Here is a 15,075-nt window from a genome sequence, read left to right on the forward strand (position 1 = left end):
TCGATGCGCGGAGTTACTCGGATGGTCACCGCGCGGTCCCCCGGGGAGCGGTCAGTCCTCGCCCCTGACGATGTTCCACTCCGGCCCGGAGCGTGTGTTTCCGGGAGTGGCCCGGTTCTCGACGGCGGGGAGGCAGGTCCGCAGCGCGGCCTTGCCGCGCAGGCGGCGTGCCTTCGACCAGCCGGTCTCGGGCCGACGGACGGTGGGCTTGTCACTCAGGTCCATGGGCGTCACGACTCATCATCTTCCTTCTGGATCCGCTGCAGTTCGAGTAACCCAAGAGAAACCGAACAAACGCGCGTAGTGACGCCCGGACCGCGGCTGTCAACGCGCCTGCGGGGCAGAGCCGTTCACACCCGTCACGTATTGGGGCGCGCGGCGCTGATGTCGCCCAGCGCGGACTCCGGGTCGCGCTCCATGGCCATGTCGCCCAGGGAGACGATGCCCACGGGGTGGCCGTGCTCGACGACCGGGATACGGCGCACGGAGTGCTCGCGCATCAGCTCCACCGCATGGACCAGGTCCTCGTCGGGGCCGATGGTGACCAGGTCGTCGCTGCACGCGCCGGCCACCGTGGTCCGCTCCGGATCGGTGCCCTCGCTCACCGACCGGATCACCAGGTCACGGTCGGTGACCAACCCGTGCAGATCGTCGCCGTCCGTCACCAGGACGACGCCGAGGTCCTCGTCGCGCATGATGCGGGCCACCTGGGCGACGGAGGTCTGCGGTTCGACCGTCGCCGGGTCGCTGGTCATGATGTCGCGGACATGCTGAGCCATGACGTGCCTCTTTCCTCGGCTCTTCGTGGGGTTCCCCCGTCCGACGTCGCTCCGGGTACCCGGAGCACCCGCCCGGTCACCAGGGACTCGCGCGGGTGTTCAGCGCCCCAGCGCCAGCTCCGCCCACACCTGCTTGCCACCGCTGACCGGCAGTGTGCCCCAGGTCGCCGCGAGCGCCTCGACGAGGAGGACGCCCCGGCCGCCGGTGGCCTCCCAGCCGATGCTGGTCGGCCTGACCGGGGAGCGGGGTGAGGCGTCGGCGACGGCGACGCGCAGGCGGTTGTTGATGAGGGTGAGGTCCATGCGGACCTGGCCGTCGGTGTGGACGAGGGCGTTGGTGACGAGTTCCGAGACGACGAGGAGGGCGGCGTCGAAGTCCTCGGTGACGCCCCAGGAGCGCAGGGTGCGCCGGGCGAAGCGGCGGGCGTGGCCGACCGCCTGCGGCACGCGCCACACCGTCCAGCTCTCCCGCAGCGGGCGCAGGTCCATGCCGTCGTAGCGCAGGAGGAGCACGGCGACGTCGTCGCTGCGCTGGGCGCTGCCGAGGAGGGCGTCGGCGACGAGCCCCAGATCGACGGGGGCCGACGCGGCCAGCTCGTCGGCGAGGCGGTCCATGCCCTCGTCGATGTCGGAGTCGGGCGTCTCGACGAGCCCGTCCGTGACCAGGGCGATCAGGGTGCCGGGTGGGAGCCGGAGCGGGCTCATGGGGAAGTCGGCCTGGGTGATCACCCCGAGGGGCGGGCCGCCCTCGGCCTCCGCGATCTCGGTCGTGCCGTCCGGGTAGCGCAGCACCGGCGGCAGGTGCCCGGCGCGCACGCACCAGGCGGAGCCCTCCTCCAGGTCGATGTCGACGTAGGCGCAGGTGGCGAAGAGGTCGGTCTCCATGTCCATGAGCAGCCGGTTGGCGTGGGAGACCACCACGTCAGGCGTGTGCCCTTCGACAGCGTAGGCGCGCAGGGCGGTGCGCATCTGGCCCATGAGGGTGGCAGCGCCGGCGCTGTGGCCCTGGACGTCGCCGATGACGAGCGCGACGTGGTGGTCGGGCAGCGGGATGACGTCGTACCAGTCGCCGCCGAGTTCCAGCCCTGCCGTGCTGGGCAGATACCGGGCGACGGCCTCGGCGCCCGGCAGCCGGGGCAGGCGGCGGGGCAGCAGCTGGCGCTGGAGCATGCCGACGAGTTCGTGTTCGGCGTCGAAGGCGCGGGCCCGCATCAGGGCCTGTCCGGCGAGGCCGGCGCAGGCGGTGAGCAGGGCGCGTTCGTCGGAGCCGAAGTCGTGCGGCGTGTCCCAGCCGATCAGACAGGCCCCGGCCATGCGGTTCCCGGCGGGCAGCGGCAGGACGGCGAGGCCGCCGGGTCCGACCTCGGACAGGCCGCGTTCCAGGGCGCTGCCGGCGGGCCAGATCCGGGCGCGGCCCTCGCGCAGGGCGGCGGCGAGGGTGGGCATGGCGCGTACGGGCGCGTCGGGCCACTCGGTGCGCCACTCCCGGCGCCACAGCTCGGGCCAGGCCTCGGGTTCGGGCGGGTCGAGGACGGTGACGACGAGCCGCTCGCTCTCCAGCTCGGCGAGCGCGATGCGGTCGGCTCTGAGCGGCCGGCGCAGGGCGGCGACGACGGCCTCGCCGACGTCGCGGACGGTGACGGCGGTGGCCAGCGCGGTGGCCAGGCGCTGGACGCGGGCGACATCGGTGACGTCGGAGCGCAGCGTGGAGGCGTCGTCGACGGTGCCCACGAGCCGCGCGGAGTGGCCCACGCCGCCGGGCAGGAGGCGCCCGCGCAGCCGGAGCCACTTCGGCGGTCCGGTGGGCTGGAGCACCCGGAACTCCAGCTCCCGGTCGCCGATGGACATGTGGTCGGCCTCCACCACGGACATCAGCGAGGGCAGGTCCTCCGGCACGGTCAGGCCGAGCAGGGTCTCGACCCGGCCGTCGAACTCCACGGGGTCCAGGCCGAACAGGTCCAGCAGGTCGTCGCCGGCCCGGACGCGGCCGGTGTCCATGGCGAGGCTGAACGCGCCGGGCGGCAGCTCACCGCCCTCGGCGGGCGCGGCCGGGGCGGGGAAGGCGACCGCCTCGGAGATGAGGTGCAGGCACTCGCGGTCGTCGGCGTCGAATCCGCCGGGACGCTCGCACACGGCGAGGAGACAGCCGCCGCCGTCCCCGTGGACGGGCAGGGCGGTCAGGAAGAAGTCCCGGGACGGCACGCGCCGGGCCTGGACGTGCTCGGCGAGTTCCGCGGGGCCCAGCGAGACGGGGCGTCCGCCGCGGTGGGCCTCGGCGACCGGGGACCGCCCGGCGCGCGGATAGCTGTCGCGCAGTCCGTACAGCGTCCTCGGCACCCCGGCCGACTCCACCAGGCGCAGCAGCTCGCCGTCCTGGCTGGGTGTGTACAGGGCTGCGAACGCGGCGCCGGCGAAGACGAGTGCCTGTTCGAGGACGCGGTGCACTCTTTCCGGCGATTCCTGATCGACCGCGATCGCTTTGAGGGCACTTTCGGCACGCAGCGTTCGCGTTCCGCGTTCTTGGGGTTCTCGGGCGCCCTCACTGACCACGTTGGCCATTACAGCGCTTATGCGACACCTGCGCAGCCCCTGTGAGCGTTCCGCGGACCAGCACCGACGCGGGCGCTCGAACGGAACCGAACATGTCTTTACCTATGCGTTCCGCACGCTGTTCTCGTGACAGCCGTGACTGTCCCGGCCCGGCGCGTGGCTGGAAAGCTCGGTGCCGATCACGGAGGGGGACGCATGGACAAGCGGTACGAGGTGTACGCGCTGGCCGACCGGCACTTCTACGAGACACCGGACCGGCTGGCGCGAGGCGGGCAGGAGGCCTCACAGGGGGCGGCCGCGCACCTCTACGAGACGGCCCGCCGGCCCGTGCCCGAGGGGTGGGAGACGGCGCGGATCGGCGACTGGCTGACGATGACGCCGCCCGGTCCGGACGGCGAACCGCTGCAGGGTCCCGCGCAGGGCTGGAAGATCCACGCGTCGGCGACCCGGGCGAACGCGGAGAAGATCGCCGGGATCGTCTGGGACTACTGCGTCGAGCGGCGCGTCCCCTTCAAGTTCGTACCCGGCCCGCACCTGCTGCACCTGCGCAACACCAAGTACGCGCCCCGCGACGGCAGCGGCAAGTTCGTCACCGTCTATCCGGCCGACGAGGAACAGCTGCACCAGGTGCTGCGCGAGCTGGGCGCGCTGCTGGAGGGCTTCGAGGGGCCGTACATCCTCACCGATCTGCGCTGGGGCGAGGGCCCGCTGTACGTCCGCTACGGCGCCTTCGCGCGCTCGTTCGTCGTGGACGAGCGGGGCTCGCTGGTGCCGGCGGTGCGCGACGGCGCGGGGCAGCTGGTGCCGGACCGGCGGACGCCGTCCTTCCAGGTGCCGGAGTGGGTGACGCTGCCAGCGTTCCTCCAGCCGCATCTCGACGCGCGGAACAACACGACGACGGGCGAGCTGCCGTACCGCATCGAGAAGGCCCTGCACTTCTCCAACGGCGGCGGTGTGTACGTGGGCACCGACACCCGCGACGGTCGCAAGGTCGTCCTCAAGGAGGGCCGGCCACACGCGGGGCTCGCCTCGGACGGGGCCGACGCGGTCGCCCGGCTGGAGCGGGAGAGGCAGGCGCTGGAGCAGGTCGCGGGCACGGGCGTGGTCCCGGAGGTGCGCGACTGGTTCGAGCTCGGCGGTCACCGGTTCCTGGTGATGGACTTCCTGGAGGGCCGTCCGCTCAACTCGTTCTTCGCCGAGCGGCATCCGCTGCTGGCCCAGGATCCCGACGCGGGGGCCGTCGCCGCCTACACGGCGTGGGCGCTGCGCATCCACCGCGAGGTGGAGGAGGCCGTGGCGGCGGTGCACGCCCGCGGCATCGTCTTCAACGACCTGCACGTCTTCAACATCATGGTCGCGCCGGACGAGGAGTCGGTCTTCCTCCTCGACTTCGAGGCGGCGGCCCCGGCCGAGGAGAACGGCCGCCAGGTCGTCGCCCACCCGGGCTTCTTCGCGCCGCCGGACCGCCGGGGCGCCGATGTCGACCGCTACGCCCTGGCCTGTCTGCGACTGGCCCTGTTCCTGCCCGTGACCACGCTGTTCGTGGTCGACCGCGGCAAGGCGGCGCATCTGGCCGAGGTGATCTCGGAGCAGTTCCCGGACGTGCCGCAGGGGTTCCTCGACGAGGCGGTCGCGGAGATCACGCGGGAGGTGTCCGGCCGTACGGTGGCCGCTCCCTCCGCACCGGTGGACCCCGGCGACTGGCCGTACAGCCGCGACTCGATGGTCAAGGCGATCCTCGCCTCGGCCACCCCGGAGCGCGACGACCGGCTCTTCCCTGGCGATGTCGCCCAGTTCTCCGACGGCGGCGGGCTCGGGCTCGCCCACGGCGCGGCCGGGGTGCTGTACGCGCTGGACGCGACCGGTGCCGAGCGGTACGAGGAGGGCGAGCGCTGGCTGCTCACCCGGACGGCACCGGCTCCGGTCGGCACGCCGCTCGGCCTGTACGACGGGCTCGCGGGCGTCGCCCTGGTCCTGGACCGGCTCGGGCACCGGCAGCGGGCGCTGGACCTGGTCGAGGGCATCCTCGCCGAGCGGTGGCAGAACCTCTCCTCCGACCTGCACGGAGGGCTGGCCGGACTGGGCCTCGTCCTGGGCCGGCTGGCCGAGACGACCGGCGAGACGGAGCTGCGCGAGCGGGCCGACGAGGCCGCGCGGATCCTCGTACAGCGGCTCACCGAGCCGCCCCCGGCCACGCCCAAGCGGCGCGCCGGACTGCTGCGGGGCGCGAGCGGTCCCGCGCTGCTCATGCTGCGGCAGTACGAGTGGACCGGCAAGGCGGGATGGCTGGAGGCCGCGGCGATCGCCCTGCGCCGGGACCTGGAGTCCTGCGTGACCCGCGAGGGCGGGGCGCTGGAGGTCGACGAGGGCTGGCGGACCCTGCCCTACCTCGGCGACGGCAGCGCGGGACTCGGCATGGTCCTCGACGACCTCGTGGCGCACGCCCCGGACCTCGCCGAAGAGTTCGCCCCGGCCCGCTCCGGTGTGCTCACCGCCGCCACCTCACGCTTCTACGCGCAGCCCGGGCTCTTCCAGGGCCGCGCCGGAATGATCCTGCACCTCAGCCGCACGACCTCGCCGGACGCGACCGCGGACCGGCTGGCCGGGCAGATCGCCGGACTCGGCTGGTTCGCGATGGCGTACCAGGGCCAACTGGCCTTCCCCGGCCACCAGATGATGCGGCTGTCCATGGATCTCGCCACCGGAACGGCAGGGTGCCTGCTGGCGCTCGGCGCGGCCCTCGATCCGGCGTCCGACGCCCACCTGCCGTTCCTCCCGCCGCCGAACCGGCGGCCCCTATGACGCGGTTCCGCGATCCCGCGGAGTCGTGACACAACCCCGTCCCCACGGATGACCACGGACGGACACCCAACGGAAGGACACACCATGGCACTTCTCGACCTGCAGACGATCGAGTCCGAGGAGCGGACGGACGGCGGCGGCGCCAGCACGGTGAGCCTGCTCTCCTGCATCAGCGCCGCGAGCGTTCTGCTCTGTCTCTGACCGCGTCTGCGGTACGGCTCCGGGCGGTCTTCTCCCTTCGGGGACAGGGCCGCCCGGGGCCCCTCCCGTCCCGCGAAAGGCCCCCATGACCCCGCGTGGTGACGACGACCCGGCGGCCGGACAGGCCCGCACGCTGCTGCGTACGGCCACCCGGTACAGCGGGGCCCGCTGTGCGGCCCTGTGCCTGGTGAGCATCGCCGCGACCGGTGCCGGACTGCTGCTGCCGGCCGCGCTCGGCCGGGCCCTCGATCTTCTGCTGGCGCAGGCTCCGGCGACCCGCTGGGTGCTCTACTGCGCCGGCCTCGTGCTGCTGCTCGCCCTGCTCGACGCGGCGCAGACCGTCCTCACCGGCACCGTCGACGCCCGCACCACCGCGTGGCTGCGCCGCACGCTGACCGGGCACGTCCTGGGCGTCGGCCCCCGCGCGGCCGACCGCTTCGGCTCCGGTGACCTCGTCGCCCGTCTGGTCGGCAACGCGGCCGAGGCAGGGACCACGCCCTCGGCCCGGGCGGCACTCCTGGCCGCGCTGGCCGGCCCGATCGGCGGCGTGGTCGCGCTCGGCCTGATCGACTGGTGGCTCGCGGCCGTCTTCCTCGCCGGAGCCCCCGTCCTCACTCTTCTGCTGCGCGCCGTCTCCCGTGACACCTCGGAGAGCGCGGCCCGGTATCAGCGGGCCCAGGGCCGGATCGCGGCCGCGCTGGCGGAGGCCGTCGAGGGCGTCCGTACCGTCCGGGCGGCGGGTACGGAGGACAAGGAGACCGCCCGCGTGCTGCGGCCGCTGCCCGATCTGTCCCGGGCCGGACACCGCATGTGGCAGGTGCAGGGGCGGGCCGCCGCGCAGGCGGTCGCCGTGGCACCGCTGCTGCACCTCGGGGTCGTCGCCGTGGCCGGTGTGCTGCTCACCCGGGACCGGCTGTCGGTGGGGGACGTCCTCGCCGCCTCGCGGTACGCGGTGCTCGCGACGGGCGTCGGCGTCCTGGTCGGCCGGCTCGCGGGCCTGGCCCGGGCCCGGGCGGCGGCCCGGCGTCTCGGGGAGGTACGGACCGAGCCCGCGGCCGAGTTCGGCGTACACCGGCTGCCCGACGGACCCGGCCGGCTGGAGCTGCGCGGTGTGACGGCCCGGCGTGGCGGACGCGTCGTGCTCGACGGATTGGACCTCGTCGTGCCGGGCGGCACGACACTGGCCGTGGTCGGCCCGTCCGGTGCGGGCAAGTCGCTGCTGGCCGCGCTCGCCGGACGGCTGGCCGACCCGGACGAGGGCGAGGTGCTCCTCGACGGGGTGCCGCTGCGCGACCTGCCGCACGCCGACCTGCGCCGCGCGGTCGGCTACGCCTTCGCCCGCCCGGCCCTCCTGGGCGGCACGGTCGAGCAGGCGATCGGCCTCGGCCTGCCGGACCCCTCCCCCGCCCGCGTCCGTGAGGCGGCCCGCACGGCCCTCGCCGACGACTTCGTCCGCCGCCTCCCCGACGGATACGACACGGCTGTCGCCGACGCCCCGCGCTCCGGCGGCGAGTCCCAACGGCTCGGCCTCGCCAGGGCGTTCGCCCACGGCGGCCGGCTGCTGATCCTCGACGACGCCCTCTCCAGCCTCGACACGGTGACGGAACGCCACATCACCGACGCCCTCCTCGGCGACGGCCCGGGCGGCACCCGGCTGCTGGTCGCCCACCGCAGCGCGACGGCGGCGTCCGCCGACGCGGTGGCCTGGCTGGACGACGGGCGGGTGCGCGCGGTGGGGCGGCACGAGGAGCTGTGGCGGCTCGCGGCGTACCGGGCGGCGTTCGGGGAGGGGACGGAACCGGCGAGTACGGGTGCGAGTGCGGAGGGGGGTGTGCCGGTATGACGGGCCGGATCCGTACACGCGCGGGGTCCCAGGACGGCGGATCACCCGGCGGAACCGGCCTCCCCGCCCGGGGCCTGCGCTTCCTGCTGGCCCGCCGCCGGGTGCTGTTCCGCCTGGTCGCCTGGTCCGTGCTGGAGACCGGGCAGACCTTCCTCATCGGCTACGGTCCCGCCCGCGCCCTGGACGAGGGGTTCCTGCGCGGGCGGGCGGATGTCGGACTGATCTGGCTGGCGGTGACCGGGGTCGGTGTGCTCGTCGGCGCGTGGGGGACCGCGCGGGTGTACGCCGCCGTCGCCGCGCTGGTCGAACCTCTCCGGGACCGGCTCGTGGAGCGGGTCGTCTCGCGCGGAGTGCGGACCGGTGACACCGGTTCGCTGTCGGGGCTCACGCAGCAGGTGGAGATCGCCCGGGACACCTTCGCCGGACTGGTGATGGTCTCCCGCTCCTTCGTGTTCACCGCCGCCGGAGCCCTGGCCGGCCTCTTCGCCCTCGCCCCGCCGCTGCTGCTCGTCGTCGGGCCGCCCCTCGCCGCCGGAGTGGCACTGTTCGCGGTGACACTGCGGCCGCTGGCCCGGCGGCAGGAGACCTTCCTCGTCGCCGATGAGGCGCTGGCCGGTGAGCTGGGCGCCGTCTGCCCGGGCCTGCGGGACATCACGGCGACCGGCGCGGAGGCGCAGATCGCCGCCGGCACCGGCGAACGGGTCGAGGCGGAACTGCGCGCGGCGCGCGCCCTGGCCCACTGGGGCGTGCTGCGCGTGGCGTCCCTGGCGGTCGGCGGCCAGTTGCCGATCGTGCTGCTGCTCGCCGCCGCCCCGTGGCTCCTGGCCCACGGCGTCACCACGGGCGCCCTGGTCGGTGCCCTCTCCTACGTCACCCAGTCCCTGCTGCCCGCCCTGCGCAACCTGGTCCACGGCCTGGGCACCAGCGGCTCCCGCCTGACGGTGGTGCTGCGCAGGCTGGCCCGGGCGGACACCGGCAGGCCCACGGGGAAGCCGGGCCCCGGACTCCCCGCGCCGGAGCCGGCCGAGGGCACGCCCCCGGCCTTCTCCCTCACCTCGGCCACCTTCGCCTACGGCCCCGCCAGTGCCCCCGTGGTCCAGGACCTCGACCTCACCCTCCCGGCCGGCGCGCACCTGGCCGTCGTCGGCCCCAGCGGCACCGGCAAGTCCACACTCACCGCCCTGGTCGCCGGGCTCCTCACGCCGGACCAGGGGACGATCACGGTGGGCGGACACACCGTGCCCGGGCCGGAGGCGGCCGCCGCGCGCGTGCTCATCCCGCAGGAGGCGTACGTCTTCGACGCCACCCTGGCCGAGAACCTCGCCTACCTGCGGCCGGACCCGGTGCCCGAGGAGGAACTGCTGGCCGCGGCCGAGGCGGTCGGCCTCGCCCCGCTGGCCGGCCGGCTCGGCGGCCTCGGGGCGCGGGTCGACCCGGCGGCCCTGTCGGCAGGCGAACGGCAGCTGATCGCGCTGACCAGGGCCTATCTGTCGTACGCCCCGCTCGCCCTGCTCGACGAGGCGACCTGTCACCTGGATCCGGAGACGGAGGAGCGCGCGGAGCGGGCCTTCGCCGCGCGGCCGGGCGGGACCCTGGTGGTCGTCGCCCACCGCATCAGTTCGGCCCGCCGCGCCGGCCGTGTGCTGGTCATGGACGGCAGGAGCACGGCGTACGGCGGGCACGAGGAGCTGCTGCGGACCTCGGCGCTCTACCGGGACCTCGTCGGCAGCTGGGCGCCCGGTCCGTCCCGGCGGCGGTCAGAGCCAGCCCTGCCCCTGCGAGATGCGGATGGCGTCGATGCGGTTACGGGCCCCGGTCTTGCGGGTGATGGCCGCCATGTAGTTGCGCACGGTGCCGTGGGACAGGTGCAGGCTCCCGGCGATCTCCGCGATGGAGGCTCCCTCGGCCGCGAGGGTTAACACGCTCAGCTCTCTTCGGGTGAGCGGCATCTCGGCAGCCTTGAGGAAACCGAAGCCCAGCGAGTCGTTGACGAAACGTTCCCCCTCAGCGACGCGGCGTATTCCGCGCAGCAGGTTCTGCGGCGAGCTCTCCTTGTCCACGTAGCCGAGCGCACCGGCCTCGACCGCCCGTTTCAGCAGTCCGGGCCGGCTCGCGGTGGAGAGGACGAGTAATCGCGGACGGATCCGGTCCGGGCCCGGCCGGCACAGGTCGCCCAGCGGAGGGATGCCGTAGGAGTCCGCGCACTCCAGGTCCGCCGCACAGACGTCCGGGCGCACGGAGCGCACCAGGCCCGGGGCGCCGCGCCACGGCGTGTCGTGCACCGCCAGATCAGGCTCCCCCCGCAGCCACTCCGCCAGTACCGATCTCACCAGACACTCGTCATGCACCAACAGCACCCGGATCACTGCCACCCCCTCGGCTCGCCGTACGCCCCCCTCGTCATGTTGAGCGTCTGCTCCATTGTTCGTGACGGTGACCCTGCGTGGGCGCGAAGATCCAGCCATCAAGGTGCGCGGGGGCGCACGCGCGGCGCCCGTACGCCCGGCCGCGCTTCGACTACGGCGGCATGGGACACGGCCGTCGGGGTACGCGAGTTCCCTCAACGGAGCCGGAAGACTGTAACCGACGGTAACCGTAAGACCGTCCCGGTGCCGCTCGTCGTGCGCGACGGGCCGCCAGGGTGGAGATTTGTTCCTGAGCCCGGTCGCGCGGCCGTGCGAGGAGGTGGTCGGCGTGTCCGACGGGCAGTCGTCCGCACAGGCGCCGGCAGCCGCCAGGACGCAGGTCGGCCGTCCGCTGCTGTCTCTGGCGCTGGCCTCGATGATGGACGAGGTGCACGCCCACTCCGGCGCGGTGTACCTGATGGCGCCGGATCAGCCGGTGCTGGAGATGGCGGTGATGGCCGGGCTTCCCCGGGCGTTCGCGGCGCCCTGGGAGCGGGTGGGGCTGAGCGCGCCGATCCCGGTCGCCGACGCGGCGCGCGAGCGGCGGCTGGTCTGGGTCGGGGGCGAGGAGGCGATGGCCCGCCACTATCCGCGCATCGCCGTGGTGCTGCCCTATCCGTTCGCCCTGGCCGCGGTGCCGGTGGCGACCGAGTCCACCGTCTACGGCGCGGTCTTCGTCACCTGGCCGGGCGCGCATCCGCCAGAGCTGTCCGACCATGAGCGCGAGCATCTGACGGCGGCCTGCGGCCGGCTCGCTGTCCGGCTGGAGCGGGCGGCCGAGCACAGCATCCCGCCGCACCCCGAGACCGATGTGCTCGCCTCGCCCCTGGTGAGCGGGATCGCCGGCACGCTCGGCACGGTCGAGGCGGCCCGGATGGTGAGCCGTCTGCCGTACGGGCTGGTCTCGCTGGATCTGCACGGGCGGGTCGGCTTCGTCAACGCGGCGGCGGCCGAGCTGCTGAACGTCCCGGTCAGCCGGCTGCTCGGCACCCAGCTGTGGGCGTCGGTGCCGTGGCTCAACGACCCGGTGTACGAGGACCGTTACCGGGCCGCGCTGCTGAGCCAGCACACCACCTCGTTCGTGGCGCTGCGCCCGCCCGGCGAGTGGCTGTCGTTCCGGCTGTATCCGAGCACGACGGGCCTCAGCGTCCGGATCACCAGGTCGCGGGCGGTGTCGGAGATGAACCGGTCCGCACCGCCGCCCGACGGGACGCCGTCCCGGCTGGTCACCATGTCGCAGGTGCTGGATCTGGCGAGCGCGCTCACCGAGGCGGTCGGGGTGCAGGACGTGGTGCAGTTGGTCGCCGACGAGATCGCCCCGGCCGTGGGCAGCCAGGCCCTGGTCGTGCTGGGCTCGCAGGCGAACCGGCTGCGCGTGCTCGGGCATCGCGGATACCGGGACGCGCACACGGTGGAACAGTTCGACGGGATGCCGCTCAGCGAGCCGATGCCCGGCACGAAGGTGCTGCGGACGGGCGTGCCCGCGTTCTTCGAGTCGCGGGAACAGCTGGAGCGCCTCTACCCGGCGCGACTCGCCACCCCCGACGAGTTCGCGGGCTGGGCCTATCTGCCGCTCATCGCGCAGGGACGGCCGGTGGGGACGTGCGTGCTCTCCTTCACCGAGCCGCACCCCTTCCCGACGGAGGAGCGGGCGGTGCTGACCAGCCTGGCCGGGCTGATCGCCCAGGCGCTGGAGCGGGCACTGCTCTACGACGCCAAGCACCGGCTCGCGCACGGCCTCCAGGAGGCGCTGCTGCCGCACTCGCTGCCGTCGCTGCCGGGTATCGAGGCGGCCGGCCGCTATGTGCCGGCCACTCAGGGCATGGACATCGGCGGCGACTTCTACGACCTGGTGCGCACGCAGGGGATGGCGGCGGCGGTGATCGGGGACGTGCAGGGCCACAACGTCACGGCGGCCGGGCTGATGGGCCAGGTCCGCACCGCGGTGCGCGCGTACACGGCCGTGGGCCAAGCACCCGAGGAGGTCATGCGCAGCACCAACCGGCTGCTGCTCGACCTCGGGTCCGACCTGTTCGCCAGCTGCCTGTACCTGCGGCTCGACCCGGCGCACGGCCGGGCCGTGATGTCCCGGGCAGGTCATCCGCCGCCGCTGCTGAGACGGCCGGACGGGCGGGTGCGCGTCCTGGACCTGGCCGGGGGCCCGCTGCTGGGCATCGACGCCTCGGCGGTGTACCCGACGACGGAGGTCGCCCTCGCTCCCGGCTCGCTGCTCGTCCTCTACACCGACGGGCTGGTCGAGTCCCCCGGCACGGACTTCGAGGAGGCCCTCGCGGACCTGGGCCGGCGCCTGGCCGACGCCGGCGACCAGCCGCTGGACGAGCTGGCCGACAGTCTCATTCATCAGGAGCGGCACCACAGGGACGGGGAGGAACGGCTCGACGACATCGCCCTGTTGCTGCTCAGGGCGGTCGGCTAGGGAAACCGAGCGCGGGTAAGCGGACGGGCCGGCCCTCCCGAGGGAGGCCGGCCCGGTGCACCGCCGGACGGTGCTCGCATGCGCCGGTGGGCCGGCCCGGTCCGCCAGGAAGGGGGCGGAACCGAGCCGGCGTCGTCGGACCGGCTCCGACGGTTTCAGGTCAGCGGGACTCGGTCAGACCCGAGTTGTCCTCGACGCCCTGCCCGGCGTCCTGACCGGCACCGGCATCAGCGCCGGCTCCCGCTTCCTCGCCTCCGGCCTGCTCGCCGGCACCGGCACCGGCACCGGCCTCTTCACCGGCACCCGCACCAGCGCCGGCCTCCTCACCCGCACCGGCCTCTTCACCAGCGCCGGCTTCCTCACCGGCACCCGCACCGGCGCCGGCCTCCTCACCCGCACCGGCTTCCTCGCCCGCACCGGCTTCCTCGCCCGCACCGGCCTCTTCACCGGCACCGGCACCCGCGCCGCCCGCGCCGAGGGTCGCGCCGACGGCCTCCAGGGCGGTGGTCACCGGCTGGAAGAACGTCTCACCGCCGGCCGTGCAGTCACCGCTGCCGCCCGAGGTCAGGCCGATCGCGAGACCGTCCTGGGTGAACAGCGAGCCGCCGCTGTCGCCGGGCTCGGCGCAGACATTGGTCTGGATGAGGCCGGTGACCGTGCCCTCCGGGTAGTTCACCGTGGCCTCGAGGCCGAGGACCTGGCCGTCGTTGAGCCCGGTGGTGCTGCCCATCCGGAAGACCTCCTGGCCGACGGTCGCCTCCGCGGCCTCGGTGATCGGGACGGTCTGGTCGCCGGTGTTGACCTCGCTGGGCGCCTCGGTCGCCGGGTCGTCGTACTTCACGAGCGCGAAGTCGCCGTCGCCCGGGAAGGTCGACTGGTCGACGGTGGCGATGGGCTGGCCGCCCTGCGCGTCCGACCACTCGTTGCCGCCGAGGGTGCAGTGACCGGCCGTCAGGAAGGCGGGCGAGCCGTCGTCCGCGGTGACGTTGAAGCCGAGGGAGCAGCGCGAGCCGCCCGCGAAGATGGCGTCGCCGCCGGAGACGAACGGCTTGAAGGTGCCCGCGGACTTCGAGAGGGTCGCCATGCCGGTACCGAGGCTCTTGACCGTCGATTCCAGTCTGTCCCACTTGGCGCCGGTCACGGTGCTGTCGGCGGTGACACGCAGCTTGTTCGTCTGCGGATCGATCGACCACGAGGTGCCCGCGATGGTCGCGTCGGACTTCAGGGTCTGCGCGCCGCTCTGCAGCTCCGACCAGCTGTTGTCGACCTCGCGGACCTTCGCGCCGGCCGCCTTCGCCTGCACGATCACGTTGTTGTTGTCGCCCGGTACGACGTTGACGACGAGCTGCTGGCTGTCGCCGTCGTAGTAGGAGCCGCCGAACGCCTCACCGAGGAGCCCGGAGAGCTGCGAGGCGAGATCCGAGGCGTCGCCCGCCTTCAGTGTCTTCGGCGCGGCGGCCGCGTCGTCGGACGAACCGTCCTGTGACGCGTTGGCGTTGGGGAGCAGGATCGCGGCCGCGCCGAGCGCCACCACGCCGCCCACCGCTATCGCGGCCTTGCGCTTCGGAATTCGCTTGTGACTCAAACTTCTCTCCTCCTGGGGGGACGGAGCCTGTGCCGCCGTTCGGCAGCTTGGGGGGCGCCTGGATGGCTGTTGGTACGCACGTGCCACGTGGGGCGTTCAATCGCGTTTGCAAGTGATCCCTTCGCATCGCGGAATCAGCCAACTCCCGCTGCCCGCACACCGACCCGCCCGGTCGACGACTTCCCTGGTCAGGGCGAGGGGCCGGGCGGAGGGCTTTCGTCGGCCCAGGGCAGCGCCTGGCTTGATGACGGTCTTTCGGCTGCGGCCCTCGTCCCGGCCCGCCGAACCGACACGATCCGTGTCCGACCGGAAACGATCTGTTGCGAACACCGAGTCGAATCCCGACTTCAGCGAATCTGCACATCGAATGCTCAACCCAGTCACCAAGCGGAGGGTTATCCACAAGCGGGAGGTGCCTGTCACGCCTTTGGGGCGGGAGTGCCGGATTCGCCGCCTCCGGATGCAAGGCGTCG

At 73.7% G+C, this 15,075-nt stretch carries 9 protein-coding genes and 1 pseudogene; 5 read left to right on the forward strand and 5 right to left on the reverse strand.

What is annotated here, in order from left to right:
• Positions 1-51: 51 nt before the first annotated feature.
• From ACZ58V_RS07090 to ACZ58V_RS07100, 3 genes are all read right to left on the reverse strand, one after another.
• On the reverse strand, positions 52-234 hold the full coding sequence (locus ACZ58V_RS07090) for a hypothetical protein (RefSeq protein ID WP_468186236.1): 183 nt from the start codon (positions 232-234) through the stop codon (positions 52-54).
• 125 nt (positions 235-359) lie between these two features.
• The gene (locus ACZ58V_RS07095) at positions 360-779 is read right to left on the reverse strand and encodes a CBS domain-containing protein (RefSeq protein ID WP_468186009.1); all 420 of its coding nucleotides are present in this window, start codon (positions 777-779) and stop codon (positions 360-362) included.
• Between the two features lie 99 nt (positions 780-878).
• Complete coding sequence (locus ACZ58V_RS07100) at positions 879-3,338, reverse strand: SpoIIE family protein phosphatase (RefSeq protein ID WP_471288788.1); 2,460 nt, start codon at positions 3,336-3,338, stop codon at positions 879-881.
• A gap of 186 nt (positions 3,339-3,524) precedes the next feature.
• On the opposite strand from ACZ58V_RS07100, the gene lanKC reads away from it, so the two are divergent.
• The 4 genes from lanKC to ACZ58V_RS07120 all read left to right on the forward strand — a co-directional run bounded on the left by lanKC (position 3,525) and on the right by ACZ58V_RS07120 (position 10,094).
• Positions 3,525-6,131 carry a class III lanthionine synthetase LanKC gene (lanKC, locus tag ACZ58V_RS07105; protein WP_468186004.1) on the forward strand — a complete coding sequence of 869 codons (2,607 nt, stop codon included), beginning with the start codon at positions 3,525-3,527 and terminating at the stop codon, positions 6,129-6,131.
• A gap of 84 nt (positions 6,132-6,215) precedes the next feature.
• Complete coding sequence (locus ACZ58V_RS07110; RefSeq protein WP_010040504.1) at positions 6,216-6,332, forward strand: SapB/AmfS family lanthipeptide; 117 nt, start codon at positions 6,216-6,218, stop codon at positions 6,330-6,332.
• An 85-nt stretch (positions 6,333-6,417) separates the two neighbouring features.
• Entirely contained in the window at positions 6,418-8,175 is a 1,758-nt protein-coding gene (locus tag ACZ58V_RS07115; protein ID WP_471288791.1) for an ABC transporter ATP-binding protein, read from the forward strand.
• Positions 8,172-10,094, forward strand: a complete 1,923-nt coding sequence (locus ACZ58V_RS07120) for an ATP-binding cassette domain-containing protein (protein WP_471288794.1) — start codon at positions 8,172-8,174, stop codon at positions 10,092-10,094. The genes ACZ58V_RS07115 and ACZ58V_RS07120 overlap by 4 nt, the downstream gene beginning before the upstream one ends.
• Here the strand turns inward: ACZ58V_RS07120 and ACZ58V_RS07125 are convergent.
• Positions 10,017-10,640: pseudogene (locus ACZ58V_RS07125) on the reverse strand (LuxR C-terminal-related transcriptional regulator); the annotation flags it as partial. The gene ACZ58V_RS07120 and the pseudogene ACZ58V_RS07125 sit on opposite strands and share 78 nt — an antisense overlap.
• A gap of 220 nt (positions 10,641-10,860) precedes the next feature.
• Between ACZ58V_RS07125 and ACZ58V_RS07130 the strand changes: the two are divergent.
• Positions 10,861-13,017, forward strand: coding sequence for a PP2C family protein-serine/threonine phosphatase (locus tag ACZ58V_RS07130; protein WP_468186218.1), 2,157 nt, complete (start codon positions 10,861-10,863; stop codon positions 13,015-13,017).
• A 160-nt stretch (positions 13,018-13,177) separates the two neighbouring features.
• On the opposite strand, the gene ACZ58V_RS07135 is transcribed toward ACZ58V_RS07130, so the two are convergent.
• Positions 13,178-14,602, reverse strand: a complete 1,425-nt coding sequence (locus tag ACZ58V_RS07135; RefSeq protein WP_468185994.1) for a S1 family peptidase — start codon at positions 14,600-14,602, stop codon at positions 13,178-13,180.
• Between the last annotated feature and the right edge of the window lie 473 nt (positions 14,603-15,075).

The sequence above is a fragment of the Streptomyces sp. NPDC040589 genome (genome assembly GCF_055594445.1).

What these genes read in the sequence shown, in the direction of transcription:
- lanKC (WP_468186004.1), top strand. Translation starts at nt 3,525, where the DNA reads ATGGACAAGCGGTACGAGGTGTACGCGCTGGCCGACCGGCACTTCTAC.
- ACZ58V_RS07100 (WP_471288788.1), bottom strand. Translation starts at nt 3,338, where the DNA reads ATGGCCAACGTGGTCAGTGAGGGCGCCCGAGAACCCCAAGAACGCGGA.
- ACZ58V_RS07120 (WP_471288794.1), top strand. Translation starts at nt 8,172, where the DNA reads ATGACGGGCCGGATCCGTACACGCGCGGGGTCCCAGGACGGCGGATCA.
- ACZ58V_RS07115 (WP_471288791.1), top strand. Translation starts at nt 6,418, where the DNA reads ATGACCCCGCGTGGTGACGACGACCCGGCGGCCGGACAGGCCCGCACG.
- ACZ58V_RS07095 (WP_468186009.1), bottom strand. Translation starts at nt 779, where the DNA reads ATGGCTCAGCATGTCCGCGACATCATGACCAGCGACCCGGCGACGGTC.
- ACZ58V_RS07110 (WP_010040504.1), top strand. Translation starts at nt 6,216, where the DNA reads ATGGCACTTCTCGACCTGCAGACGATCGAGTCCGAGGAGCGGACGGAC.